The 22248-nt window shown below is 53.8% G+C and carries 23 protein-coding genes; 8 read left to right on the top strand and 15 right to left on the bottom strand.

Translation table 11 applies throughout. The features are described from left to right. The first annotated feature begins 169 nt into the window (after nt 1–169). Both TH2_RS15880 and TH2_RS15875 read left to right on the top strand, forming a co-directional pair. Nucleotides 170–997, top strand: coding sequence for a DODA-type extradiol aromatic ring-opening family dioxygenase (locus tag TH2_RS15880; RefSeq protein WP_008891453.1), 828 nt, complete (start codon nt 170–172; stop codon nt 995–997). A 47-nt stretch (nt 998–1044) separates the two neighbouring features. Then, on the top strand, nt 1045–1467 hold the full coding sequence (locus TH2_RS15875) for a secondary thiamine-phosphate synthase enzyme YjbQ (protein WP_008891452.1): 423 nt from the start codon (nt 1045–1047) through the stop codon (nt 1465–1467). An 18-nt stretch (nt 1468–1485) separates the two neighbouring features. On the opposite strand, the gene TH2_RS15870 is transcribed toward TH2_RS15875, so the two are convergent. The 3 genes from TH2_RS15870 to TH2_RS15860 form a co-directional block, all read right to left on the bottom strand. Next, nucleotides 1486–2106 carry a TetR/AcrR family transcriptional regulator gene (locus TH2_RS15870; RefSeq protein ID WP_008891451.1) on the bottom strand — a complete coding sequence of 207 codons (621 nt, stop codon included), beginning with the start codon at nt 2104–2106 and terminating at the stop codon, nt 1486–1488. A gap of 86 nt (nt 2107–2192) precedes the next feature. Continuing rightward, the gene (locus TH2_RS15865) at nt 2193–3863 is read right to left on the bottom strand and encodes a phosphoethanolamine transferase (protein ID WP_008891450.1); all 1671 of its coding nucleotides are present in this window, start codon (nt 3861–3863) and stop codon (nt 2193–2195) included. Between the two features lie 90 nt (nt 3864–3953). Next, the gene (locus TH2_RS15860) at nt 3954–4859 is read right to left on the bottom strand and encodes a DMT family transporter (protein ID WP_008891449.1); all 906 of its coding nucleotides are present in this window, start codon (nt 4857–4859) and stop codon (nt 3954–3956) included. 269 nt (nt 4860–5128) lie between these two features. On the opposite strand from TH2_RS15860, the gene TH2_RS15855 reads away from it, so the two are divergent. Next, on the top strand, nt 5129–5593 hold the full coding sequence (locus TH2_RS15855) for a RidA family protein (protein ID WP_008891448.1): 465 nt from the start codon (nt 5129–5131) through the stop codon (nt 5591–5593). 60 nt (nt 5594–5653) lie between these two features. Here the strand turns inward: TH2_RS15855 and TH2_RS21790 are convergent, their stop codons facing one another. Further along, complete coding sequence (locus TH2_RS21790; RefSeq protein ID WP_238538720.1) at nt 5654–7606, bottom strand: esterase/lipase family protein; 1953 nt, start codon at nt 7604–7606, stop codon at nt 5654–5656. A 279-nt stretch (nt 7607–7885) separates the two neighbouring features. Between TH2_RS21790 and TH2_RS20610 the strand changes: the two genes are divergently transcribed. Then, entirely contained in the window at nt 7886–8794 is a 909-nt protein-coding gene (locus tag TH2_RS20610) for an NAD-dependent epimerase/dehydratase family protein (protein ID WP_008891446.1), read from the top strand. 19 nt (nt 8795–8813) lie between these two features. Here TH2_RS20610 and TH2_RS15840 read toward each other — a convergent pair whose 3' ends face one another. Continuing rightward, nucleotides 8814–9140 carry a DMT family transporter gene (locus tag TH2_RS15840; RefSeq protein ID WP_008891445.1) on the bottom strand — a complete coding sequence of 109 codons (327 nt, stop codon included), beginning with the start codon at nt 9138–9140 and terminating at the stop codon, nt 8814–8816. Nucleotides 9141–9406: 266 nt separating this feature from the next. On the opposite strand from TH2_RS15840, the gene TH2_RS15830 reads away from it, so the two are divergent. After that, the gene (locus TH2_RS15830; protein WP_008891443.1) at nt 9407–10597 is read left to right on the top strand and encodes an FAD-dependent oxidoreductase; all 1191 of its coding nucleotides are present in this window, start codon (nt 9407–9409) and stop codon (nt 10595–10597) included. A 2-nt stretch (nt 10598–10599) separates the two neighbouring features. Here the strand turns inward: TH2_RS15830 and TH2_RS15825 are convergent, their stop codons facing one another. From TH2_RS15825 to TH2_RS15815, 3 genes are all read right to left on the bottom strand, one after another. Beyond that, entirely contained in the window at nt 10600–11505 is a 906-nt protein-coding gene (locus TH2_RS15825) for a DUF6615 family protein (protein WP_008891442.1), read from the bottom strand. 259 nt (nt 11506–11764) lie between these two features. Then, nucleotides 11765–13177: an ATP-binding protein gene (locus TH2_RS15820; protein ID WP_008891441.1), complete on the bottom strand. Its 1413-nt coding sequence runs from the start codon at nt 13175–13177 to the stop codon at nt 11765–11767. After that, nucleotides 13177–13836 carry a response regulator gene (locus TH2_RS15815; protein ID WP_008891440.1) on the bottom strand — a complete coding sequence of 220 codons (660 nt, stop codon included), beginning with the start codon at nt 13834–13836 and terminating at the stop codon, nt 13177–13179. Before TH2_RS15815 ends, TH2_RS15820 begins: the two co-directional genes overlap by 1 nt. Before the next feature lie 162 nt (nt 13837–13998). Between TH2_RS15815 and TH2_RS15810 the strand changes: the two genes are divergently transcribed. Together TH2_RS15810 and TH2_RS15805 are read left to right on the top strand one after the other, a co-directional pair. After that, a complete protein-coding gene (locus tag TH2_RS15810; protein WP_008891439.1) occupies nt 13999–14301 on the top strand; it encodes a PepSY domain-containing protein in 303 nt (100 codons plus the stop codon). A gap of 146 nt (nt 14302–14447) precedes the next feature. Next, nucleotides 14448–14981 carry a cytochrome b/b6 domain-containing protein gene (locus TH2_RS15805; RefSeq protein WP_008891438.1) on the top strand — a complete coding sequence of 178 codons (534 nt, stop codon included), beginning with the start codon at nt 14448–14450 and terminating at the stop codon, nt 14979–14981. Nucleotides 14982–15153: 172 nt separating this feature from the next. Here TH2_RS15805 and TH2_RS15800 read toward each other — a convergent pair whose 3' ends face one another. Next, nucleotides 15154–15708, bottom strand: coding sequence for a sugar O-acetyltransferase (locus TH2_RS15800; protein WP_008891437.1), 555 nt, complete (start codon nt 15706–15708; stop codon nt 15154–15156). 122 nt (nt 15709–15830) lie between these two features. Next, nucleotides 15831–16799: an alpha/beta hydrolase family protein gene (locus TH2_RS15795; protein ID WP_008891436.1), complete on the bottom strand. Its 969-nt coding sequence runs from the start codon at nt 16797–16799 to the stop codon at nt 15831–15833. A gap of 179 nt (nt 16800–16978) precedes the next feature. Between TH2_RS15795 and TH2_RS15790 the strand changes: the two genes are divergently transcribed. Further along, nucleotides 16979–17611 (top strand): TetR/AcrR family transcriptional regulator, encoded by a 633-nt coding sequence (locus tag TH2_RS15790; protein WP_008891435.1) that lies wholly within the window; start codon nt 16979–16981, stop codon nt 17609–17611. An 18-nt stretch (nt 17612–17629) separates the two neighbouring features. Here TH2_RS15790 and TH2_RS15785 read toward each other — a convergent pair whose 3' ends face one another. From TH2_RS15785 to TH2_RS15770, 5 genes are all read right to left on the bottom strand, one after another. Continuing rightward, nucleotides 17630–18676, bottom strand: a complete 1047-nt coding sequence (locus tag TH2_RS15785) for a patatin-like phospholipase family protein (RefSeq protein WP_008891434.1) — start codon at nt 18674–18676, stop codon at nt 17630–17632. 164 nt (nt 18677–18840) lie between these two features. Further along, entirely contained in the window at nt 18841–19635 is a 795-nt protein-coding gene (locus TH2_RS15780) for a hypothetical protein (protein ID WP_008891433.1), read from the bottom strand. Further along, entirely contained in the window at nt 19628–20581 is a 954-nt protein-coding gene (locus tag TH2_RS15775; protein ID WP_008891432.1) for an MvdC/MvdD family ATP grasp protein, read from the bottom strand. The genes TH2_RS15780 and TH2_RS15775 overlap by 8 nt, the downstream gene beginning before the upstream one ends. Beyond that, nucleotides 20559–20975, bottom strand: coding sequence for a hypothetical protein (locus TH2_RS21320; RefSeq protein WP_157194162.1), 417 nt, complete (start codon nt 20973–20975; stop codon nt 20559–20561). Before TH2_RS21320 ends, TH2_RS15775 begins: the two co-directional genes overlap by 23 nt. Nucleotides 20976–21091: 116 nt before the next feature. Continuing rightward, entirely contained in the window at nt 21092–22222 is a 1131-nt protein-coding gene (locus TH2_RS15770; RefSeq protein WP_008891431.1) for a LysR family transcriptional regulator, read from the bottom strand. Nucleotides 22223–22248: the final 26 nt, after the last annotated feature.

The raw sequence follows: 22248 nt of genomic DNA, 5'->3' as shown, positions 1-22248 counted from the left end.
TGCGACGCAAACCCGCAGAAAATCTGGCTTCAAGGCCCCTATCAGAGTTTCCCTGAAACAAACAAAACCGGAAAATGGCAACAGACTGTTGACGAACGGTGACTGGTCAAGGCCAGATGCGACACGCATATTCAATTCAAATGGTTGAATAGCCCGATGAGGTATTCCAATGACTGATCCATCAGCAAACACCGACAGCACTGCACAAAGCCTGGCGCCAATGTTTATTTCCCATGGCTCGCCAATGCTGGTGGCGCGTCAAAGCACCCCGGCTTTCCATTTCTTTGTCGATGAGCTTTCGAAACTGACCGATGGCGTGCGTGCCATTGTCATGATCTCGGCCCACTGGCAGACCGAACGCCCGACGATCTCCACCGCGCAACGCCAGGAAACCATTCATGACTTCTATGGTTTCCCGCAGCCGCTTTATCAGTTGCACTATGATGTGGCCGGTGACCCGGAACTGGCAGAACAAATCGCTACACAAATCGGCAGTGAGACCGATGCCAAACGCGGCCTTGATCACGGGGCATGGATGCCGATGATCCTTGCCCGCCCGAATGCCGATATTCCGGTCTTTCAGCTTTCCATGCTCGGTCACGGTGGCCCGCGCGAACATTTCGAACTTGGCAAAAAGCTGCGCGGTTTGCGCGATCTGGGTGTTCTGGTGGTCGCAAGCGGTGCGATGACGCATAATCTGCGTGCGCTTGATCGCAACGAAGGTGCGATTGATCCGTGGGCAAAGGAATTCACCAACTGGATGGTGGAAAAGATCAAGGCACGCGATATCAACGCCCTGCTTGATTACAGAAGCCTTGCCCCCCACGCCGCTATGGCCCATCCGGACGATGATCACCTGATGCCGTTCTATGTTGCGCTGGGTGCTGCATCAGATGATTTCGAACCCGATCTTCTCCATGACAGCTACGAGTTCGGCAACCTTGCCATGACCGCCCTTCGCTTCTACGATCAGGGTGAGCTCAAACCTGCGGCCTGACGGATTGATTACATGATCCCGTCCGGCTGCCAAGCCGGACGGACGTCATGCTTTCGCAAGATCAGATCACCCTTGAAATCACCACAAGCGGTCAGGGATTGTACGAAGTCACCGAACCGATCCAGTCATGGGTGGCCCAAACCGGTTTTGAACGCGGGCAACTGACCATCTTTGTCCGTCACACCTCGGCCAGCCTGACCATTCAGGAAAATGCCGACCCGGATGTCCGGTTTGATCTTGAAACCTTCTTTGCCCAATTGGTGCAGGAAAATCCCAGCCTCTATCGCCATACCTGCGAAGGGCCCGATGACATGCCCGCCCACATCAAATCGGCCCTGACCGATGTGTCGCTGACCATCCCGGTATCCAATGGCCGGGCCGTGCTTGGAACGTGGCAGGGGATCTATTTGTTCGAACATCGCCGTGCACCCCATCACCGCAAGGTCACCCTGCATCTGATCGGCGAATAGGCTTACGCGATTATGTCGTTATGCGGCCAAGTGCGGCTCGGACGCCCAAAGCCCTTTGACCTGCACTTCAAGCAGTTCACGCAAGGTCCCGCACATATCCTCGCAGTCAAAATTCTGCGTACTGAAATGCTCGTGGATGGTGAATAAAAACAGCGACATCAGGGTTTTCTGGATCAAAACCGGCGGCAAATCACGGTTGAGTTCGCCTGAAAGCTGCGCTTCCTCGATCAGGGCCTGAATGGCTGCAATCAATCCGCTGCTTTCCATAACGGCATGCACCGCCCCCTTTCTTGGTGAAAAGACAATCTGCTGCATGATCACCTGCCACAAGCCGGGATTAAGTCCCACCTGCGTGAAGCGATAGGACGCAACATGCATCATCTTGTCCACAAAGCACCATTCCGGGTCCATCGTATAAAGACCCTTTTCAATCGCCTCTGCCATCTGTTGCCCAACGCAGCAGATCAGAAGATCTTCCTTGGTCGGAAAGTGATTGAAGATCGTTCCTTCGGCAACGCCGGCACGTTTTGCAATCTCTCGCGTGCTGACAGCGTCAAATTCCCCGGCACAGAAACAGTCACGCGCGGCATCAAGGATCTTCTGGCGCGTTTCTTCACGTCGCGCAGCTCGAATATTCATCAACGCCTCCGATTTAAATGAGCATACTCACTGAGTACACTCATTTAAATTACCGGACCGCGCGTGTCAATTCCTGCCCAACGCCCTCACCGGCGCGCGGCGTGTATTACCGGCGCCCCACAGGCAGCAAATATATCTGTTTCCGGGCGATAAAGTCCGGTCGCAACATGCATCGCGCCCAGCACGGTTGAAAACAGATTGTCATGCGAAAAGCGGCCCGTTTGTGCCTGGGCTGCCAAGCAATCCCGCTCGATCCGGTTGGCATCGGCATAGCCGTCCGACATCCAGATCATCATCGGCACCTTGGTTTGTTCCGTGGGCGCGAGCATGTAGGGCGCGCCATGCAGATACAATCCGCCCTCACCCAAGGACTCCCCATGGTCCGACACATAAAGCAACACCACGTTGTAATCGTCCTGATAAGCTTTCAGGCGTTCGGTCAGTTGGGCGACGATAAAGTCGGTATATCGGATCGTATTGTCATAGGTATTGATCAGTTCTTCGGCGCTGCAATTTTCAATATCACTGCGCGGGCAATCGGGGACAAAGGCCCGATGCTCATCGGGATAGCGTTTGTAATAGGTCGGCCCGTGACTGCCCATCAGGTGAAAGGCAATCAGTTGATCGTGCGGTTCACCTGATGCGACTTCCCCCTCAAGACCGCGCAGCATCACCGCATCAAAACAGGTGCCAAGCACGCAATCTCCGGGGAAATCATCGGGCGATATGTCGATATGGCGCACCCGGTCACACACCCCTTTGCAGCCCTCGTCATTTTCCTTCCACAGAACGTCGACACCGGCATGTGTCAGCACATCCATCAGGCTTTCACTGTGACGTGCGACGTCGCCGTCATAACCGGCATGATCCATCGGCGAAAACATGCACGGCACCGAAACTGCGGTTGCCGTGCCGCACGATGACACATCCTGAAACGCCAGCATGCCGTCAATCTGACTGGTAAAGGGCGATGTCGGGCGCGTGTAACCATTGGCCGCAACGCTTTGGGCGCGTGCGGTTTCACCGATCACCAGAAACATCAAAGTCGGCTTGTTATCGCCGTCTGGCGCGACCTTGCGCGCATCCTGCCCGATGGTTTGAAACGGCATGTCGGCATAAAGATATCGCCGCTTTACCAACTGGATCGTGCCGGCGATGTAGTTCGATGGCACAAGCTCCTTGCCAAGAACCTTGTGATTGCGCCCGACCGATGCGTAATCCTTGAAATAAAGCGATCCGATCCCGCCCAACACCAAAACCGGCAAGATCATCAAAACCAGCCGCTGCCCGATCCCGCGCAAAATCGTTTTCGGGAATTTAAGCGGCACAAGGATCAGCATCGCGGCCGGCAGAAGCCCGGTCACGGCAAACCACAATACGGCCTGCAAGTTGAAATATGAAAGCGCTTCACCCTGATTGGTCTCGACCACGTTTTCGATCATGCCGCGATCAAACACGATGCCGTATTTCAACATCGCATAATGCGCCAGCGCACCCGTGATGATCAGAAAAACAAAGAACGGCTTGAACAGATAGCGCCAGGAAAAAGGCGTGAAAACCACAAGTGACGCACAGATCAGAACAAACGGCGCACTGATCGCAAAGCCCATGTCATAATCACCAAGGCCCTGCAGAATACCGTAAAAGTGGCTAAGGACCTTCCAGTTCAGAACCAGCGTGAAATAGGCCGCGAGTGTTAAAAGGCCAAATCGATAATCAATCGGTGAAAGGTGCAAAAAGGAACGAATTCGACGCATCCGGGCATCCTTGGGGCAATGAACCATGCCCCTCGCATACCGTGCGAAGCTGACAACAAGCTGAAGTCACCCGGAATGCTTGCGGATCCGTTAGGCCGCGGCCCTTGCTTGTTTGTTGGCGCGTTTGCTGGCGCGTAGCCCCAAAAGGCTGTGAATGACAAGCGTGGTGATCACCACTGTTCCGCTGATCAGGGTCATTTCGTCGGGCACTTCATTGACAAACACCCAGACCAGAAACGATCCAAAGATCGCTTCATTAAGCATGATCAGGCTGACCTCGGCGGCGGGAATTTTGCGCGATGCATACGCAATCAGCAGGAACGATACCGGCAACACCCAAAAGCCCAGCATCAACAGCCACACCCAATCCAGACCAATTGGCGATAACGGTTCGGCACCGGGCAGCAGGATCAGGGTGACGACAAACGCGCCAAACAACATGCCCTTCAGCGCATCAACTTCGGGCTTGGCACCCAGCACATTGAAATAACCCGCCATACAGATCGCCGCCCCAAGGGCCAACATATCCCCCAGCGCGTTTTTCCCGCCAAACCCGGCACTGAACATGCCAAGCAAGGCAACAAACACCACGACCGAGGCAACCCATGTCCGGATCGGCTGCGAACGTTTAAAGATAAACACGCCAATCAACCCGGCCAGAAGCGGTGTCGCGGCAATAATGATCAGGGTATTGGCGGCATCGGTATTGCGTACCGAAAACATGAAAAGCGTACAGGTCCCGCCGTAAAACAGACCGGTCAGCATCTCGAACCCGTTGGGCCGGATCGATTGCACGATGCCCTCGCCCCGCTTGGCCCCGTTCCAAAGGGCCACCAGCAAAAGCGCCACGGTCAAAAAGCCCAGCCGCCAGAACGCGGTTGTAAAATCATCGGCCGCAATCAGACGCAGCAAAAGCGCATCGGGCGACAGGATCACAACCCCCAAAAGGGCAATCCAGCCACCATGAACACTCCCGAACCGATCCCGCAACGTCATCTCACCCAACCCCTACGCGGTTTGCACCGCATCAAATTCCCAAAAACAAGGCAGCAGGTTTTCGCCGTGCTGCCAATAACCCATTGTTACGGGCCTTTCCCCTTATGGCAATTCGATTTTATTCAACTGTTTGAAAGGATCGCACAAATACTTGCCACAACGCCCCTGCGCACGATTGCATCGATACAAAGAAACTGTTTTGTTTGCCCCGCAACCCCGATAAGTTGGGGACAAATTTGAACATCTGCCAAGCAAAAGGATGGATCATCATGGCTGGTAAAATCGACGCTCATCTTGCCGATCTCGGCATTACGCTTCCGACTGCGACCGCACCGGTTGCAAACTATGTGCCCTATGTCATTTCGGGCAAGCTGGTTCATATTTCCGGTCAGATCACCATGGAAAATGGCGAGTTGAAATTTATCGGCAAACTCGGTGCCGACTATGACGTCGAAACCGGTCAGAAGGCCGCCCGCCTTTGCGCGCTCAACCTTGTTGCGCAACTCAAGGCCGCCATCGGCGATCTTGATAAGGTCACCCGCGTTGTCAAACTGAACGCGTTTGTCAATTCCGCCCCCGACTTCACCGATCAGCCCAAAGTCGTCAATGGCGCGTCTGACACCATGGTCGAAATCTTTGGCGATGCGGGCAAACATGCGCGCTCCGCTGTTGGCGTTGCCGCCCTGCCGCTCGGTGTTGCGGTTGAAATTGATGGCATTTTCGAAATCGCCTGATGTCGCATCGCTTTTTGGTGTGCGGTTGCGGGAATGCTCTGCAAGAGGTCTGAAACCAGTTTAGTGCCCCGAACCGCTATTCCGACGAACCTTTTCGGCAAGAATAGCACGGATCACATTGATGGCCTCTGTGCTGGCCTGCACACTGTGCGATGACGTAACCACAGTTTCACTATCTGCCCCTTCGATATGTGCACTTACATAGGGCACATAACCGTCATCTGCGGCAAATAGCGGGACGTCAGGTTCTGTCACGCCAATAATCGAGTGATACCGCACCGTTGGGCTTATTGGAATATCTGCGGCCAATAACAGGAATTGGTTATAAGTACTCAAACTGGTCAGACTGTTGGCGGTTCCCCATTCATCGACGATCATATTGATCACTTCGCGTTGTTGATCGTTCAACGTGGCGATATGTGATTGCATCTTCAACTGCGAGACCATATTGGTAGGCAAGCTAATCAGCTTTGACATCCACCGTGACAATGTTGTGTCCGCTTCCGGGGTCCCGCTATGAGGGGTTGCGATAAAGATTGCGTCATCAATTTCTTTGATCGGCGAAAAGTGCAAATAGTCCGCAAAATCGTTCTGCAACCTTTCAAAATGTTCTTCATCGAGACTGTATTTCTTTTGGATGGCATCCCAAAAGGTATCTCCTGATTCTGATACCATCAGGCGCGCCAAAATCCCGCCCATACTGTGCCCGATAATCGTCATGTCTTTCGATGCCTGCGCAGTACGGGTCGGGTCGAGAACATCAAGCGTATCACGCAAAACCCGTCTTATTTCTGCATGGGTAACAACAATCGGAACATTGGTCGGATAATAAACCTGCCACACCTGATAACTCCGACGCAGACGGCTATCGCCAAGAATGTCGTTTGCTGTGTTAACCCACGCGGCCGGTCCGCTCACCAATCCATGCAACATCAAAATGACCCGCCTGTCTGGGTCATAGGGTTGCATCATGATGATGCGTGGCTCGTCGATGCCACCTTCAAGACCAAAGAAGCTGCGCCAGGATTGCCGTGTGAAATCGCCACGAGCCAACCACAACCCGTATCCCGATGTGAAGTTACCGGCAAAAGGCACGTCTTTTCCCGCAAGCGAAAGCTTTGCCGAGCGATATGGGTCGAGAAGGCGCAGGACGGCCTTATTGTTCCCCATTACTTCCTCAAGACTGCGCCCGGAAAACTCGATCACCCCTGTTACGACGGGATATGAAGTCTGCTCGAATGGCAGGCCGGAAACCTTCCTGCCCTGAGGGGCTCGACCAACAACGACAAGTTCGCTGCCAAGCCCGTCCCGCCGATAAATATGCTCAATCCCCGAAAAGGTCAGTGATCCGGCAGCGATCAAGTCTTCTGGAACATCGCTTTCAGGCGGCAGGTGTATATCGGTCATATCAACCAGTACCTGCCAACCCTTGATTGCCCGTTTTGCCCAAACAGCTTGATCGGTTTCAAATCCGGCTTCCTTGCGGATATCAAACATCAGCAGGAACGTGCGCTGGGTTGCGTAATTGTAATAGTCGCGGACTTGGGTTTGACGATCTTCAAACGCCCGTTCCTCCGGGTCACGCTGCGTAAAGAACAGGTATCCATATGCAGATCGCGCCGCATTCAGCCATTTGTCCACCAAAATGGATTTATCAACACCGGGTTCGGTTTCCTCGCTGTGTATCGCGTCATACACCCACAACTCCGACAGCAGCGAAAGTCTCTCCTCGTCGGAGACCTGGTCGGACTCACTGACCCGGTTGCGACAAGCATCAATATAGTTCGTGCATTGATACTGCGTTCTGAACCCGATGCGGATCAATGTAGAAACGCTTTGCTGACCAAGGCGCCCCGTCGTCAGGATGTCATTCCGCCGATCTGCCAGATAATCGGACGAAGATATTTTGCCGACGGTCACCCCGGTGCATCCGGCAAGCCATAACAACGGCGCACAGATGCATAACATCTGGACAAGTCGCTGAAGATACAAAGGGCCGGTCTTTTCGATCACGAAACAGCGTCCAACAACAATTGTCACTCTTGTCTTGAAATCACGGGCATAGAATATTGAGTGTAACCTTGTCCTTGCCAATCATCTGGCGTCAATGCCTCAAGCCACTTCAACAACCCGATCAGGCAAAATTAACAAAACCTTCCTCAAGGAACCACCGCGCAAGCCGTCATAACACTTGGACGATGGTGTCCAAAAATGAATGACAACATTTCGCATTGACCTCAACCACAGTTGAGGTTGGACAAGGATCGCATCGTATTCAAGCGAGAAAACAAAATGCGCATCTTTGTCACGGGTGGCTCCGGTCTGATCGGCTCGGCCATCGTTAACAACCTGATCTGCCATGATCACCATGTCTTCGCCCTCGCCCGGTCCAAGACCAGTCGCAAAATGCTGACCGATCTTGGCGCAACCGCGATCATGGGCGACATTACCGACCCCGCCGCGTGGATCAACAACTTGCCTTCAGTCGATGCCATCATTCACACCGCCTGCACATTTGACGGCGATATGGCCAAAACTGATCGCATCCTGCTCGATCACCTGATCCCCGCCGCCCGCCAAATGCCCGATCAGGTGCGTTTTATTTATACCGGCGGCACATGGTTGTTTCCCCAAACCAACCCGCATGACGTCATCAATGAAAGCGCACCATTCGCACCCTTGCCAGACTTTGAATGGATGTGTGCAGGCATTCACCGCGTCCTTGGCGATGATGGCATTGACGGGATCATCATCCATCCGGCTTGTGTCTATGCCACGGGCCGACACGGCCATTACGGAATGCTGGCGCGCAATATCGAAACCGCACGCGCCGAAAACCGCGTCACCGTTATCGGAAGCCCGGAGGTTAGCCTGCCGATAATCCATACCGACGATCTGGCCGACCTCTATCGCCGGGCCCTATGCCATGCCCAACCGCGATCATCCTGGTTCGGTGTTGCCATCAATGGTGTGACCAATCAACGCCTCGCTCAACTGATTGCCAAGCATTTCGGGGATAATGATTGCCAGATTGAAACAATCAGCACCCAAACCGCCATGGACCGGCTTGGCAGTTGGGCAGCCGGCCTTGCCCATCATCAGGCTATGGAAAACCAGGCTGCCATCCGCGATCTCGGCTGGTCACCGGTTCATCAGGACATCGCAGCCGACATCAAGTCCATGACAAGGCCCGTTTCCTGACGCGCCAATGCTAACACCATTAACTTTCCGTGCTGATCGACTTCAAACCAACCACGCCGCCGATGATCATCAGCAGGAATACGGCCTTAAGGGCCGTCATCGGTTCCTTTAAGAACAGCCAGCCGATCATTGCGACGGCTGCCGTCCCAAGCCCGGCCCACACCGCATAGGCCGTGCCGACCGGAATGATGCGCAATGTCAGCGACAGCACCCAGAAGCTGAGCCCATAGACGCCAAGACTCAGAAACGTAAAGCGCCAATCGGTAAATCCGTTGGAGAATTTCAGCGATATCGTCCCGATCACTTCAAGACTGATCGCAATAAACAGATATACCCAGGCGAGCATGATCTTATTCCTTGTTTTTGGGGTGGTGGCGGAAGGCGCTCCTCGCGGAAGGCACTCCCAAAATGGCCCAATTTTCCTTATGGGGCAATCCCCGTGCCCGCCTTATCGCCACTCACCAAAATCGCCTTGCCGTAATCTGGATCAAAACGGATGGCAAAATCGTTGCGTATAGTGACCCAACAGGGCACATTGCCCGCAACGATTTGCCGGTCATAGCCGCACAGATGCGTGCCGCCATATCCGGCCAGAGAATGGGATAAACAGTCATGATCGAAACCGATATTCTGATTGCAGGCGGCGGGATCGCCGGAATGAGTGCCGCGGCGCGTTTTGCCGCCGATGGCCATCAGATCGTGATTGTCGACCCTGCCCCCTCTGACATCGGCGAAGGTACCGATTTGCGCACCACCGCCTTCCTTGAGCCGGGCATCGAGACGCTTAAAAAAGCTGGCGTCTGGGATGCCATCAAACCGACCGGGGCTGAGCTTCGCGTCATGCGGATTGTTGATGCCGGTGGTGCGGAGCGCACCCCGCGCGAAACCGCCGACTTTGATGGTTCTGAAACCAAAAACGGCTTCTTTGGCTGGAACGTCTCAAACAAGGCCGCCCGTGTCGCCCTGATGGCGCGCCTGGCCGAACTTGATAATGTCGATTTCCGCTTTTCCACCACCGTGACGGCGTTTAAAGGCACCTCGCGCTATGGCGAAGTAACGCTTTCGGAAGGCCAGACCGTTCGGGCCAAAGTCGTCATTGCTGCCGATGGCCGGAACTCGTCCTTGCGCGACATGGCCGGGATCAAACACAAACGCTGGGCCTATGATCAAAGTGCTTTGGTCTTTGTCGTGACCCACAACAAACCGCATGACAACATCTCGACCGAAATCCACCGCACCGGCGGCCCACTAACACTGGTCCCCATGCCCGACCTTGATGGCAAGCCCTGCTCGTCCGTCGTCTGGATGGTCCCGGCAGCCCGCGCCGATGAACTGAATGCCATGAGTGACGAGGCCCTGTCAGCCGAGATCACCCACGACACCATGAACCTGTTTGGCCCGCTGACCGTCGCAAGCCCGCGCGCCGTCTGGCCAATGATCTCGCAAGTGCCATCGCGCCTGATTGCCGCCCGCCTTGCCCTGATTGCGGAATCCGCCCATGTCGTGCCACCAATTGGCGCGCAAGGGTTAAATATGAGCCTGCATGACATCGAAACCCTGGCCGAACTGATGGCCAAGGCCAAACTGCATAATGAGGATATCGGCGCGACCCCGCTTCTGAAATCCTACGAACGGCGTCAACTGCCCAAAACCGTCATGCGGGTCGGCGGCATTGATCTGCTCAACCGTGCGTCGATGTTCGAACCCAAAACACTGCGCGACCTGCGCTATGCTGGCCTCACCGCCATCAACCGCATCGGCCCGCTTCGCAAACTCGCGATCAAGGTCGGGGTGGGCAAGTAACATTACCTAAGTGATGAATCAGAAATAAAGATCACTGAAGTTCCCGCATCCTTTTCTCCGACCGGTTCTCCGTCTATCAAGCTCCGGATATGCGGTGGCAACTGTGCGGACAACTTGGGCATCGGAATTGAGCTTTCGACCTCTTTCTTCTCAATTTCCGTTTGAGCGAGACTTTCAATTGTATTTTCGCGACACTTACGGACCACATTGAGAATATCTGTTGGCGTTGGAATAGATGATACAATTATTGATTGCTCAATACTGTCCGTCGAACCAACCGACAGAGCCATTGCTCGACCAATAATGCCCCTTACTCGAAGACCAAAACATAATAGCGTTGATAGCGGAAAAAATTGAAGATGAAGCTCCTTTAAACTTTTCATTTTTGACGGTCTTGAAAGTTTTGCTGCGCGCTTCACACGACTATTCATAAAGTATCCATCTACAACATTGACTCCCTGCAATTGATGAGCTCCAGCTTTGCGGGCTAGCTCACATGTATGTTTCGTGTTGTAAATGAGATAATACGGATACGTTGAGCCTGCAGATGTACTTGCACACTTGATCAAAACATCCGATTGCAGTCTTTTTGTGCCTTTCGTGCGATGGAACAACTCTCGCACGCTGTGCCTCTTCCAGTACTTACCACGACCAAAAGACCGCTTCGCTTGTATAACAAGCCTGAAATGCAGATTGGTAGCTATATCATAGTACACCAGCTCCAAATCAGCACCGGTGTTCACCTCGTCAGAAAAGTCAACAATGACGTTTCTGCCGCAAACACCTAATATCCCTCCAACGAGTAAATCTGTAACCGTCTCCTCTCGAAAGCGTCGGCTTAATTTGCGCTCTTTCTCAAGAAATCCTTCTACTTTCTTTGGAAAATTTCGAGAAAACGTGCACAGCATAAGAAAACCTTCTGACTTACAACAAGAAGCAGACACTACCCTAGATTGTATATCAAAAAAGTGACACTAAAAACCTTAACCTTACAGTCCCAAAAATCAGAACCGTCTTCTGATTTTTGGGACTGTAAGGTGATTGGTGGAGAAACGAACAGTAGCTCACGCGCCAGTCTTGTATTGTCAGGGAAGTTACCCTTACCCCTAGTCATCCGATCACCCCGCAGCCTTCTGGATATTGGCGGCTGGATGAGGTTTATGAGCATTAGCTTTGATGCAACCGAAGCTCGGCCATGAACCCGTCCGCATGGTCGGGCCGTGGGGAATAAAGCTTGAGCTCTGCCTTGGTATTGCGCGCAATCGCCTCGACAATCGCCAGACCCAATCCCGAACCATCGGCCTTGTTGCTCGATCTTTTGAACCGGGTGGTCAGTTGCGCCAGTTCTGCCGGGCTGACCGGCACGCCGCCATTGGACACCTGAACGATGTGATCCTCGACTACACGGATATCGACGGGTTCGTCATCCGCACCATATTTCAGGGCATTTTCAATCAGGTTGCGCATGCAAATCGCAAAGGCATCAAGGTCAATATTGGCCGATAATGTCGCCAGATTTTCCGTATCAAAACGGATATGCGCCCCTTCCATCCCGGCCCGTTTGAGGTCTTCAATCACCAGATTAAGCGTCGGGCCAAGGTCCTGATTATGCCCGGTCGGGCTAAAGCCCCCACTTGATTCCGCGCGTGCCAGCTGCAATAGCTTTTCGGACAACCGCGACAGGCGCTTAAGCGCCTCTTCCGTCTGGACCGCACGTTTGCGGGCCGCGTGCCCCGCGGGCAGTTCCGCCAAAAGCCTTTGCGTTTGCGCCAACGCCACGGCAATCGGGGTGCGCAGTTCATGGGCACTGTTGGCGGTAAAACTGCGCTCGACACTGAGTGCCGCCTCAAGCTTTGCCATCAACCGGTTGACCGCCGTGACAATGGTGCTGATTTCTTCGATCGGGTCATCCTGCGCAATCGGGGTCAGGTTGCCTTCGCCCCGCGTTTCGATCTCATTACGGACATGGCGCACCGGGGCAAGCGCGTGGGTCACGCTATAAACCACCGCAAGAATGGTCACCGGGATCAGGAAAATCAGCGGCGTAAACTGCGACACCATGGTTTCAATGATCGCTTCATTGCGATGCTCGGTCGGTTCGGCCACCTGCATGAACAGATCGCCATTGCCGGTCACACTGGTATAAACGCGCACCTCATCACCATCGCTGAAACCGGGCTTTAATGGCGTATCAAACGGCGTCTCCGGTGCATTTTGCGACCGCAGCAGCACGTCACCCTTTGCATCGCGCAGTTGATATTGCATGAAGTTATCGAAATCGTCGAAATCACCATCATGATCGTCATGATCGCTGTCGTCGTCATCATCATGAACAGCGTCAAAGCCCGGTTCGGGCAAAACAACGATCCCGCCCGCGCCTTGATGGTTTTCAAGATAATCGATGATAAGGGTCGAGGTCCGCCGTGACGTCTCGATAAGGGCGGTATCGGCGCCCTCCTCCATCTCATGGCGCGCCGTATAGGCCGCAAACAGTGCCCCGATCACCCAAAACACCGCGACAATTAAGGTCAGGCGTTTGGTCAGAATGAACTGAAGACTGTTTTGCGCCCTGATCTTCATTATCCCTCAACCCGATAGCCAACACCGCGCACGGTCTTGATGACGTCACGGCCAAGCTTGCGGCGCAACCGGCTGACATAAACCTCAACCGTGTTGCTTTCGATCTCGGCCCCGAATTCATAAAGCGCTTCTTCAAGCTGGCGTTTCGATAAGGTCTGTCCCGGCCGTTTGACCATCTGATCAAACAGCGCCCATTCCCGTGATGTCAGATCGATATGTTCGCCATCGCGCAGCACCGACCGCCCGGCAAGATCGACCTCCACCCCGCCCTCCAGCTCGACAAATGGATTGGGATTGCCGCTATAGCGCCGCGACACGGCGGCCAAACGCGCCGATAACTCGTTCAGATCAAACGGCTTGACCAGATAATCATCCGCCCCGGCATTCAATCCTTCGATCCGATCCGAAATCTGATCCTGCGCGGTCAGGATAATACACGGTGTGGCCGATCCCTTGCGGCGAAGATCGCGCAGAAGATCAAGCCCCTTGCCATCGGGCAGGTTAAGGTCAAGCAGCAACACATCATAGTTGGTCCCGCGCAGCATGATCTCGGCATCGACCACACTTGCGCTGTGATCAACCGCCTCGCCGCTTGCCAGCAAATGATCGCGCACCGCGTCTGCCAGCATCAATTCATCTTCGACCAGAAGAATACGCACGCCAACCTCATCGCAAAACTTTGCACAATCGCCCTTGGTTAAGGGCGTTTCCTGACAGTGTGCTGAACGTCGAAAAATATCGGGTTCAGGTTGTTGTCAGGGAAGCACGCCATACTCCGCACCGATCATGACATATCCCCTATCTTATGAAGGAACCGAGCCGTGAAAAACACTGTTTTGAAGAAAGCCGCCTTTGGCCTGTTTGCGACCACGCTTCTTGCCACCGCCGCCCTTGGCCTGACTGCCCACACCGCACAGGCAAGTGACGATTATTGCAACGTGCCGAAATCCGAATGGCAGAGCATGGATGCGCTCAAGGAAAAGCTGACAGCCGAGGGCTGGGACGTCCGCAAGATCAAGGAAGATGAAGGCTGCTACGAAGTTTATGCCGTCAAGGCCGATGGCAAAAAGGTTGAAGCCTATTTCAACCCGGCGACCTTTGAGCTCGTCAAGGAAGACGACTGATTTTAATCGCGCCTCCCTCGGGTGAGTGCGGCTTTGACCGAAAGTCTGTCCCCGACCCCGTGCCTGCCTGCACGGGTGTCCTCGGTCAAAGCCGCCTCTCTGAACCAGCCAGCTAAAAACGCATTCAACAGTCAGGAGCACGCATCATGTCTGTCAAAGTATGGGACCCGTTTGTCCGCCTGTTCCACTGGGGCTTGGCGGCAAGTTTCGTCATTGCCTGGATCACGGCCGATGAATGGGACAGCCTGCATCACTGGGCGGGCTATGCCGCGGGCGGCCTGATTGCGCTGCGCCTGATCTGGGGCCTGATCGGCACAAGATATGCCCGCTTCACCCAGTTCATTAAAAGCCCGGCGGCAACGCTTCAATATCTTGGCGATATCCTGCGCGGCACCGAACCCCGTTATCTCGGCCATAACCCGGCCGGGGCGGCGATGATCGTCGCCCTCATGCTCGCCATGGCCGGTTGCGCGCTGACCGGCTGGATGTACACCACCACCATGTTCTGGGGTTCTGAATGGGTTGAGGAAACTCACGAGGCGCTGGCAAACGGCCTGTTGTTCCTGGTGCTGCTGCATGTCGGCGGCGTATTGCTGGCCAGCCTGCGCCATCACGAAAATCTGGTGCGCGCCATGATCACGGGCCGCAAACGCCACCCGGCAACGGATGACGTTGCCTGACCGGACTTTACGACCTTCACGACCTCAATGCTTCCCTGTGACATCCTGAATTAAGGTTTGTCCCAACTCAAGGCAACCGCGTCCACCCCTGGCCGGTTGCCTCTTTTTTTTGGGGGGTGCCGTCATTGCCGTGCAGGCGGGAATCAGGACACAGTAGGCTTCAGCAAAAAGTTTACCGCGCAACTGGCTTTGCCGGATTACCAACAACCGTCGCACCCGCCTCAACATCGCGCGTCACCACGGCCCCGGCGCCGATGATCGCGTCATCCCCAACCGTGATCCCCGGCAGAATAATCGCCCCGCCGCCGATCCAGACATTGTCGCCAATCGTTACTGGCCGGCCAATCTCAAGATGCTGTTTGCGAAGCTCCGGATCGCGATGATGATCGGCACAATAAATCTGCACATTCGGGCCGAGCATCGAATGCCGCCCGATCTTGACGGGTGCGGTATCAAGGATCACGCAGCCGACATTTAAAAACACGTCTTCAGAGAGATGGATATTCACCCCATAGGCACAATGAAACCGCGCCTCGATCCGCACATCATCCGCACATGATGCAAACAGCGCGCGCAGTTTCGGCCCGATATTGCCGCGCTCTGCGGGATAAAGCACGCTATGCTCATGACAGGCCTCAAGGGCGCGATGGCGCATCACGGTGAGTTCCGGATCAAGGCAGGAATACCAGTCACCGGCCTGCATTTTCTCAAGTTCGCTTTGGGCCATGATGTTCAGGGACGTTGTTCAGGACGGTCATCACGTTACGCCCGATTGCGGGTAACTGCAATCTGCACAGCCCCCGACTGCTAACGCCACCCACCACCATGGCCCACAAAGCACATCGAAATTTACTTGCCCGTCACATGCGCCAGTTCCGCACCATGGGTTACCAGCGCATCACACGCCTTTGCCCATGCCGGGTCGCTTTTATCAAATGCGCTGCGCAGATAGGCCGCACTCATCCGCTGGGTCACGGCAAGGCGATCGGGATCTTCGTCATCGGCTTCCTTGGCATCGTAGCCTGCAATACCGCCCAGCCCGTGCTTGCCGCCCTTGAGTGTAAGCAAATAATCACCGCCCGGGCTGCAATGGAACGGGTCGGTATGCCATGCCGCCCCGCGCGTGGTCAGGTGCGGGTTATCGTCCTCATCCCCTGCCACCACAAGGGTGCGTGTCGTCATATGGGAAAAATCGGGGTTAAGCGCGGTATAGTTCGCACGCGCATGCTCGCTAAGGCTCTCCCCGCCATTGCCGGGGGCTGCCAGCAACACACCGACCTTGATCCGCGGCTCCAGAAGGTTGACATCCTGCGCCTCCGGATCGGCGGTATCGGTCAACCGCGCGCCAAGTAACATCCCCACCGTCTGCCCACCAAGCGAATGCCCGACCGCTGCAATCCGCTCAGGGTCCAAACGCCCGTCAAGGATCGGGTGGGTGGCTTCGATGTCGGACAGATGGTCAATGATATGTTTAAAGTCCTCGACCCGCGACCGCCAGAAAAACGGTGCCCCCGGTGCGTCCGGCCCAAACCCGGCAACTTTGGAATTGCCATGGGTCGGCTGGATCACGGCAAAGCCCTGCTCTGCATAAAACTGCGCCAGCGGGCCATAGCCATTCATCGACGGAATATAAAGCGACGGCCCATGCCCGTGCGACAACAGGATAATCGGAAAATGATCCCCCACCGCAGGCAGGGTAATCCGCATTTCAATCGGCTGCGGCCGATCAGCAACCGGCAAAATCACCGGGCAAATCGAAAGGGTCGGCACCGCATCCCGAACCGGAAGATGACGGGCACTGGTGATCAGATTGTTCATGAAAAGCATCCTTGTTTTGCTTGGCGAAACCGTCGATTTCGCCTATAAACCAACAAACGGAACGACGTTCCTGTTGTCGATTCAAATACGGAACAATGTTCCGTTTATCAAGTGTGAATTTCAACACCCGGACTCCGTCCGCGCTCGATCACGCTGGCTTATTGTGGAAAAACAAAGCGATGCAGGAAGAAAACACCGGCACAAAAAAACGCATCCGTGCTGATGCCGCCCGCAATGAAGACGCGGTGCTTGAAGCCGCCAAGACGGTTTTTGCCACCTCGGGCGTTGATGCGCCGGTGCGTGAAATTGCCAAAACCGCAGGGGTCGGGGTCGGCACGCTCTATCGCCGTTTTCCCAAACGAAGCGATCTGGTCGTTGCCGTGTTCAAGCGCGAAGTTGATGCCTGTGCGGCCGATGCCAAAACGCTGGCAACTGACCACCCGCCGGGCGAGGCCCTGTCGCGCTGGCTCAGGCGCTATTGCCGGTTTATCGTCACGAAAAAGGGATTGGCATCAGCCCTTCATTCGGGCGACCCGGCCTTTGATGCCCTGCCCGATTACTTCCGCAGCAACTTTGAACCGGCCCTGCAAAACCTGCTGGCTGCCGCCGCCGAGGCGGGCGAAGCCCGATCAGACATTGATGCTTATGATCTGCTGCGCGCCATTGGCAACCTTGCCAGTGCCGGAAGCACATCTGGGGGCAAAGCAGGCGGCAATGCGGGCGACGATCCCGACCATCACGAAGGCATGCAGCATACCTATCGCATGCTGGATCTGATGATTGATGGCCTGCGCTACGGCAAATCGGGCTAACAGCCCAAAGGCGGCGATTTAAACGTAATCCGGCGCAAACTGCTCAAGATCAAGCGTCGGGCTCTTGCCGATATCGCCGCGATGTTTTTCAAGAAACACGCCAGCTGCCTCACGCCCCTTGTCGCGCAGCATGGTCATGAAATCCCATTCCGCATTCATCTTGGAAGTATGATCAAGCTCAAGCATCACGTCACTGGCAATCAGATGCATGCGCATGGTGCCCCAACTGCTGGCTTCGCATTGATGGGGCGGCATGTCCTTGCGGATCACCGACATCATGCGCAGTTCCTTGACGAGGCTGCTGTTAAACGAAATCTCGTTCAAACGGCTTGAAATCTCGTGCGAGGTTTTCGGGATTCCCGGCCGTTTGACCGGATTGATCTGTACGAGCACCGTGTCATTGGCCGAACATTCCCGCACCAGCGGGCCAAGGCTGGGATTACCGGAATATCCCCCGTCCCAATAGGGCACGCCATCAATCTCGACGGTCTTGTAAATATTGGGCAAACAGGCCGAGGCCAGCAAAACATCAAGGCTGATATCGGGGTTGCGAAACACCCGTGCCTGCCCGGTTTCGACATTGGTCGCGGTGATGAAAAGCTTGGTCGGGCTTTTGTTCAATAAATCAAAATCGACGACATCGGCCAAAAGCGCCGCCAGCGGATTATCCCCCGCCGGATTAAGGTCATAGGGCGAAAACAGTTTCGCGCTCATATCAAGCCACTGATACATCGGCGAATTGCCAAGCGACCAGTTGCCAAACAAAACATCAATCGGGGAACGTTGCAGCGGGCTGAACCGTGCGGCCTCGGAAACCGCCGACCAGAACCGCTCAAGATCCTCACGCGCGCCGTCATGACCGCCCTTGCAAAAGCCCGAAGTCACCACGGCCGCATTCATCGCCCCGGCCGATGTGCCCGAAATCGCCTCAAGCTCGATCTCTTCATCCTCAAGCAACCGGTCCAGAACGCCCCAGGTAAACGCCCCGTGCGATCCCCCGCCCTGAAGGGCAAGGTTAATCTGTTTGCGGTTGGTCGCCGTCGATTGCTTCGCACGCTCGCTCATGCCATCTCCTGCACCTGGGTCATAATGTTCGGCTCACTGGTCATGATATGTCGCAAACCGCATCATCTGCCAGCAATGATATCAAATGGCCGAAAACGACCCCGGCTCAATACCACGTCAAACTGGCCGGAAGGTCCTGCTTGGGGGCGAGTGCGATCACCTGATCAAGGAACAATCGCGCAATCGGTGACAGGCTTTTGCTTTAGACGAAATGAACTGCCATCCAATATCACTTCGAAGCAATCGCCACCTTTCGAAATAACTTCGAATTTAGTCTCTGCCTCAACAGCGTTATCAAAACCGCCATTTTGGAAAACCAAAGAATATGCGTAAGGCGATGAAGCAATAAATGTAAAAACCATTGCGATTGCAGAGAAAATCTGAGTTGCGCGAACAAAATCGGTCAAATGGTTATTGATTTTTTGATTTACACTGGCGCAATAAATCAAACCTTGTCCATACATCAGTTTATTATACGTCAAGAACTCATGAGTACTCTTATCAAGAACTGCATCTTTCCCTAAACAGAGACTGGCTTTAACTGAAACCGCCCTCATTGAGGATAAAAATGAAAAAACAATACAAATGAAACAAACAGAATACACGGAAAAGCTAATATTCTTTATCCAAACCGGGCCACTGTATTCTTTTGCAAACAAAACAAAAACGGATGATAATATCGTCAATATAAATATTGATACATTAAATGATTTCTGAGCTTTTTCTTCCAAAAACTCTCTGCGCCGTTCCTCTTCGTTAAACATCTCTCTACAGTGTTGCAACTGCTCATCCGAAGGAACCTTATGTGTCATGGGCAAATCACCGACAACATTCGGAAGTTTTTCGTAAGGCTTAACTGTATGAGCAAACAAATAAAGCAAGTCTCTCCAAAAGGAGAAAAGCCAACAAAACCAGCGCCTACCACCAGTAAGCGCCTTGATCTCAGAAACTTCAAGCATGACACGCCCCCGCCCCATAGCACAATTCAATCAAGGCATCACGAATTTCAAATCCCAGTTGATCCTCAAGCCATGCCCACTCGCCTGCGGGGTTAACCTCTAGAAAGCAGAGCCGCCCATCACGCGTACGGATGAAATCAAATGCGCCATACGACAATCCCATATATCCTAGAAAATCGATACAAAGCTGCTCTTCCTTTTTAGTTAAAGAGGCTCGCTCGAATCTTGAATTTGCCTCAGGCCTACGCCAATCCACCAAAGAGTCCTCAGTCAAAACTCTCGCTGTGAAAATCTTGTCTCCCACAACAGTTACTCGTAATTCTTCGTTACCCGCTAAATTTTCCTGCAATAACACCGGGCAAACTTCTAAGTTCGCCCTTAAAAGATCTTTTTCAGACACTGCACGGGTATAAATCGAATTGTCGCCGGACTCATCTTGATAAAACCCATGATATATTGGCTTACAAACCGTACCCGAGGGGTTGGTATTAATAAAACTAGTTAACTCTTCGAACTTATTTGAAACAATTGTTCTGGGAACAGGAATGCCTAATGAACTTGCAACCCTTAGTTGATAAATTTTATTTTCAGCAACAGAAACTTTATCAATTGAATTGACCCACTTAACATTCGGGTCAAGAATTAATCCCATCATAAAATGCCGAATCTCTCCGGCAACAAACCGTCTCTCGCTTATAGAAAGATCGGTGGATGGATTTGGATGCAGGGCCCTTCGGTAAATAACCGAAATCACCTTGGATAAATCCAACTTCCTACTTCCAATACTTATTTCCCGATAAACACCAAAATCCCCCACAGAAAACCCCCCTTCTGCGCGACACAGGTCTTCCGTGTTAATCCTGAAATAAGGAAGTTTTTTTTCGATCAAAGATAAAATCAAGTAATCAACTGCGAGGTCATTCCTAGAAGTGAGAATAAGCAACATTTACGCCAACCAAACCGTCAGATCCAAACTCATTACACTCCACTTCTTCCGGGTTTGGCGACCTTGTGGTTGGTCCTTCGCCATACCTCGAAATGGATACCCCTGGAAAGCAGGATAAATCCGTACCCTCTTTTGAATCCGTTACAAAGGTTTCTCCATAGCGCGACATTTGTATTTGTTCACATTTCACAGGCTCAGTTCTCTCGCGCGGAGTTGCCGTTACTGGGCTCTCACCATAGCGGCTAGCACAACCTTCTATCTCATCCGGTTGCACTAAAGGAATAGAGGTACCACGCCGAACCGAAATCTGTCTGATTTCGTCGTACTCAATTTCTGTTTCATCAGAAAAAAAGTCCTTTAAAGGGACACACCCCATCAAGACGAATGCAGTCAAACCTTCCTCCCCGATTAGCAATATGAGAACAACCCTAAGTACTCATAAAAATAGCACAAAACACAGAATTTTCGCCTTAAAATACAATTCATTTCAAAAACAAATAGTTTTGCATTTTAATACCACGTCAAACTGGCCGGAAGGTCCTGCTTGGGGGCAAGCGCAATCACCTGATCAAGGAACAATCGCGCAATCGGTGACAGGCTTTTGCTTTTGCGCGTAATCACGCCGATATGGCGATGACGTTCCGGGGTGGTGAGTGGCACAAACACCAGCTTTTCGGGTGCCGCCATATCCGAAACCTTTGCTGCCAGTTCCGGCAAAACCGTGATCCCCACCCCTTCGGCGACCATGGCGGCCAGCGTGATGGTGTTGGATGTTTCAACAATCGGACGCGGCAGGATCGGGCCAGTTGCGCCCAAGGCGATATCGCTGCCTTCCTGTGAGTTGCTGGCGTTCGGATCAAGTGACCGCAGCACCTTTTCCTCGGCCCGCATCGCCTTTTGCGCCCGCGCCAGAACCGTTTTTGCCGCCGGAATGCCCGCCGCCACCGCATCACGCACAGCAGGGCTCAGGACCGGCATGGTATCTGATGAAAGATCGCTGGTGACACCGGGCTGCGCCATCAGCGCACCGGTCCCGGATTCCGGCCCCAACCCGACAAGTTTTTGCCCGGTCAAATCCGACCAGCGCAAAACAGATTTCTTGGCAAAGGCATGATCGGCCCGGCACAGCACGCCAAACCGATCAGAAAACAGCGGGCGAAAGGCAATATCGGGAAGCGCCTGCCACTCCCCGGCAATGCCGAAATCGGCGGCATTACTCGCCACCGCCTCATGCACCTCACCGGCATTGCGTTCGTCAAGGCGAATGCGCGCATCGGGATGGGCGGCGACAAATTCAGAAATCACGGCAGGCAAAATACGCGTCAAAACAGATGGCGCGGCTGCAATCGTAATCTTGCCGCCAACACCTTTGGACAGCGCATCCAGATCGCCAAGCGCCTCCTCAAAATCGGCCAGCAACCGACGTGCAATCGGCAAGAACCGCTCCCCGGTCTGCGTCAGCGCCACCTGCCGTGTCGTCCGATCAAAAAGGGCGGCCCCCGTCACATCCTCAAACTGGCGAATGGTCGCGGTAACCGCAGGCACACCAAGGCCCAAAACCCCGGCCGCAGCGGTAAAATTCCCCTGATCGGCAACTGCGACAAACACACGCATATGACGGATATTAAGCGATGACAGCATGGTCTTGATGATCCACTCCGTTTAAC

This window comes from Thalassospira profundimaris WP0211 (assembly GCF_000300275.1).
In the GTDB taxonomy this organism is placed as follows: domain Bacteria; phylum Pseudomonadota; class Alphaproteobacteria; order Rhodospirillales; family Thalassospiraceae; genus Thalassospira; species Thalassospira profundimaris.
The sequence above is the reverse complement of the archived record's forward strand: the minus strand, read 5'-3'. Positions and strand labels throughout refer to the sequence as shown.

Excerpts from the sequence above, each read along its gene's own strand:
- TH2_RS15775 (WP_008891432.1), bottom strand. The coding sequence starts at position 20,581 with ATGTTGCTTATTCTCACTTCTAGGAATGACCTCGCAGTTGATTACTTG.
- TH2_RS15855 (WP_008891448.1), top strand. The coding sequence starts at position 5,129 with ATGGCTGGTAAAATCGACGCTCATCTTGCCGATCTCGGCATTACGCTT.
- TH2_RS15785 (WP_008891434.1), bottom strand. The coding sequence starts at position 18,676 with ATGAGCGAGCGTGCGAAGCAATCGACGGCGACCAACCGCAAACAGATT.
- TH2_RS15790 (WP_008891435.1), top strand. The coding sequence starts at position 16,979 with ATGCAGGAAGAAAACACCGGCACAAAAAAACGCATCCGTGCTGATGCC.
- TH2_RS15870 (WP_008891451.1), bottom strand. The coding sequence starts at position 2,106 with ATGAATATTCGAGCTGCGCGACGTGAAGAAACGCGCCAGAAGATCCTT.
- TH2_RS15820 (WP_008891441.1), bottom strand. The coding sequence starts at position 13,177 with ATGAAGATCAGGGCGCAAAACAGTCTTCAGTTCATTCTGACCAAACGC.
- TH2_RS20610 (WP_008891446.1), top strand. The coding sequence starts at position 7,886 with ATGCGCATCTTTGTCACGGGTGGCTCCGGTCTGATCGGCTCGGCCATC.
- TH2_RS15830 (WP_008891443.1), top strand. The coding sequence starts at position 9,407 with ATGATCGAAACCGATATTCTGATTGCAGGCGGCGGGATCGCCGGAATG.
- TH2_RS15780 (WP_008891433.1), bottom strand. The coding sequence starts at position 19,635 with ATGCTTGAAGTTTCTGAGATCAAGGCGCTTACTGGTGGTAGGCGCTGG.
- TH2_RS15795 (WP_008891436.1), bottom strand. The coding sequence starts at position 16,799 with ATGAACAATCTGATCACCAGTGCCCGTCATCTTCCGGTTCGGGATGCG.
- TH2_RS15825 (WP_008891442.1), bottom strand. The coding sequence starts at position 11,505 with ATGCTGTGCACGTTTTCTCGAAATTTTCCAAAGAAAGTAGAAGGATTT.
- TH2_RS15865 (WP_008891450.1), bottom strand. The coding sequence starts at position 3,863 with ATGCGTCGAATTCGTTCCTTTTTGCACCTTTCACCGATTGATTATCGA.
- TH2_RS15800 (WP_008891437.1), bottom strand. The coding sequence starts at position 15,708 with ATGGCCCAAAGCGAACTTGAGAAAATGCAGGCCGGTGACTGGTATTCC.
- TH2_RS15860 (WP_008891449.1), bottom strand. The coding sequence starts at position 4,859 with ATGACGTTGCGGGATCGGTTCGGGAGTGTTCATGGTGGCTGGATTGCC.
- TH2_RS15840 (WP_008891445.1), bottom strand. The coding sequence starts at position 9,140 with ATGCTCGCCTGGGTATATCTGTTTATTGCGATCAGTCTTGAAGTGATC.
- TH2_RS15805 (WP_008891438.1), top strand. The coding sequence starts at position 14,448 with ATGTCTGTCAAAGTATGGGACCCGTTTGTCCGCCTGTTCCACTGGGGC.
- TH2_RS15875 (WP_008891452.1), top strand. The coding sequence starts at position 1,045 with ATGCTTTCGCAAGATCAGATCACCCTTGAAATCACCACAAGCGGTCAG.
- TH2_RS15880 (WP_008891453.1), top strand. The coding sequence starts at position 170 with ATGACTGATCCATCAGCAAACACCGACAGCACTGCACAAAGCCTGGCG.
- TH2_RS15770 (WP_008891431.1), bottom strand. The coding sequence starts at position 22,222 with ATGCTGTCATCGCTTAATATCCGTCATATGCGTGTGTTTGTCGCAGTT.